The sequence below is a fragment of the Arthrobacter sp. B0490 genome, assembly GCF_002929355.1.
Taxonomy (GTDB): domain Bacteria; phylum Actinomycetota; class Actinomycetes; order Actinomycetales; family Micrococcaceae; genus Arthrobacter_D.
On sequence record NZ_PJIR01000037.1, the window covers coordinates 1 to 1,952 of the forward strand.

Annotated in this window: 1 protein-coding gene; it reads right to left on the reverse strand. The window is 65.9% G+C overall.

From position 1 onward, the window contains the following. Positions 1 to 463 precede the first annotated feature (463 nt). Entirely contained in the window at positions 464 to 1,747 is a 1,284-nt protein-coding gene (locus tag CXQ97_RS18460) for a cyclopropane-fatty-acyl-phospholipid synthase family protein (RefSeq protein ID WP_104182348.1), read from the reverse strand. Between the last annotated feature and the right edge of the window lie 205 nt (positions 1,748 to 1,952).

The following is a 1,952-nucleotide window of genomic DNA, read 5'->3' on the forward strand; positions in this document are numbered from 1 at the left end:
AGAGTAGGACACCGCCGGACAACCATTACAGGCAAGAGGCCCCACCACCGGTGGGGCCTCTTCCCCGTTAACCACCCACCCACCCACCACCGGACAGACACCCCCCAGACACCCCACAGCGGCAACCTCGACACCGGCAACCCGGCAACCCGGCATCCGCACAACCGGACCTCGGCATCACCGAATCTGTGCGGACGAGCCTCGCCCTACGATGCGGATCGGGGCGCAGTACCGCACGGCGCAGGAGTCGTCGGCGTGCGCGGGGGAGGAGTGCGAGGCCGGGTCTCGAGGGCGCTCAGCGTGTGCCCGACCCGGCTGCCGGCGCGACCCACGGGTAAGTACCGGACGTCATCACGGAACGGTTCTGAAAGACTCGCGTGGACGGGCTCGAGGACGAGCACCGGAGCTCACCACGGAATCAGGATCCCGGCGCGGTACGAGTCATGAGCGGGTGAACATGCGTTTACACCCATTCCCGGCGGCGCAATGGGGGTTCCATTCCTCCCGGGCGTTGCACCAGTACCTGATTGACCCCGTTCAGACCCCGCTCGAACCCGAGGGCACTCGATGCCATGTACAGCCTCCACACCCGAGCCCGACCCTCGCTGGTGAGGCGCACCGCCTCGTCCCAGTTCCTCTCGAGATTGTCCACCCAGGCCCGGAGCGTCAAAGCGTAATGCCGGCGCAGCGCTTCGACGTCCAGTACTTCCAGCCCTGCCGATTCGAGCGCCTCGATCATGGCGGCAAGGCTGAGCATCTCACCGTCGGGAAAGACGTAGCGGGGGATGAAGGAGTCCGGATCAGGAGGCATCTTCCCGGCGTTCCAGGAGATCGCGTGGTTGAGGAGACGGCCGCCGGGACGAAGCAGGCGGAACAGATGGGACGCGTAGTTCCCGATCTGGTCCTCGCCTACGTGTTCGGCCATGCCGATCGAGCTGATCGCATCGAACGGTGTGTCGTGAACATCGCGATAGTCCTGGACCCTGATCTCGATACGGTCCTCAAGACCGGCTGCGGATACCCGCTCCCGCCCGAAGTCCGCCTGCTCCTGGGAAAGAGTGACGCCGAGGACGTCCACCCCGTAGTTCTGCGCCGCGTAGAGGGCAAGGCTGCCCCAGCCGCAGCCCACGTCCAGCACCCGCATGCCCCGCCGAAGACCCAGTTTGCGGCAGACCAGATCCAGCTTCGCCTGCTGAGAGGCATCCAGGCCGCCGGCCCCGTTCTCCCAGACCGCGCAGGAGTAGACCATCGACTGCCCCAGCACGAGTGCATAGAACTCATTGCCGACGTCGTAGTGGTGGGAGATCGCTGCGGCGTCCCGTTCCTTGGAATGCTTCCGCCCCAGGCGTCTGACGTCCATCTCCTCGGGCGGCGGCGTGGGCGGAAGCCCGAGTGCTCCGACCTGAACAGCCGTCCGGACAAGTCTGATGCGTTCGCTGAGGGTCGGAGGGCGGAATGCCCTCAGCTCGGCGAATTTGCCCACGGAACTGAGAGCCGAGAAGCTCTCGAAGAGGTCGCCGGGCCCGTCGATATCCCCAGCGACATACGCACGGCTCAGCCCGAGCTGATTCGGCGCCCACAGCATCCGCCGTAATCCCCGCCGGGAATGGAACTCGATCACCGGGGCACCGGAAGGCCCTGCTTCTGATCCGTCCCATGCCCGGAGCCTCAGCGGAATCTCCTCGGTGCCCAGAACGATCCCCAAGGCCTCGGCCAACCGCGGTGCCACTCCCGTTTTCCTGACCATGCACCTTGTCTACTACGAGTTGTTCCTTCCATCCAGAGTGCGTCGAGTCGGCCATCGGGGGGAGGGGGGCCGCGAGGGCGATCGCACCAGGGGTCCAGGCCCCTCCCGTTGGGGGTGTGCCCGGACGTCCGGGGTCGATTTGGTGTTGGTGGTGGGTGGACCGTATAGTTATGGAGTTGCCCCGGTGTGGGTGACAATCCCCCCC

Bases quoted from the DNA above. Each gene is read 5' to 3' on its own strand.
- CXQ97_RS18460 (WP_104182348.1), bottom strand. From the start codon at position 1,747: ATGGTCAGGAAAACGGGAGTGGCACCGCGGTTGGCCGAGGCCTTGGGG.